The sequence below is a fragment of the Desulfonatronum sp. SC1 genome (assembly GCF_003046795.1).
GTDB lineage: Bacteria > Desulfobacterota > Desulfovibrionia > Desulfovibrionales > Desulfonatronaceae > Desulfonatronum.
The window spans coordinates 1-547 of record NZ_PZKN01000089.1 but is presented as its reverse complement, the minus strand read 5'-3'; the positions used below and the strand labels follow the sequence as shown (position 1 = coordinate 547).

General features: G+C 38.6%; 1 protein-coding gene. It reads left to right on the top strand.

Features of this window, described 5'->3' with window-relative positions; genetic code table 11:
• Nucleotides 1–260: hypothetical protein (locus C6366_RS20835; RefSeq protein WP_233248572.1), on the top strand; the 260-nt coding region annotated here is incomplete at its 5' end.
• Nucleotides 261–547 lie beyond the last annotated feature (287 nt).

Sequence of the window (547 nt, the reverse complement as noted above, 5' to 3'; positions counted from 1 at the left end):
GATTGAGACATCGCAACGTTGTCGCCGTCGGTTGCCGGGTCGCACTGCTCAAACAGAAGCACAGATACTATCAAAAGAGAAACGACCCCAAACCAGTAGTATTTTGGCTTGAATATGGTTTTAAACCAGTTATGCTGCATTTTTTATTTTCACTTGTTCCGTTAACGCATAATAAAACTACGTTGCAAATCTCACACGTTTTTACAACTAAACGTTTAACTCCCGAACAATCAGTAACCGCTACCTATGTGGAATTATAACTTACCCAATTTATGAAAAAAATAATTATAACAAAAATTCATTTTAAGCCCCAAAACCCACATATCCATTCCATACCCGGGTAATGATTTCGGCACATGTATTACAATTGGTCGGCAAAAGGAGCAGGAATCTCTCATTTTTAAGTTTATATAACCCCCAAAAGGAGTCATGTCTTACAAGAATGCGATATCTTTGCAGCCGACCAGAAAGGTTCGTTACGTCTGAAATAACGAGAAAATCATTGTGGCTTAGTCCACACGGAAATTGACAAACAGAGTGAAGATAG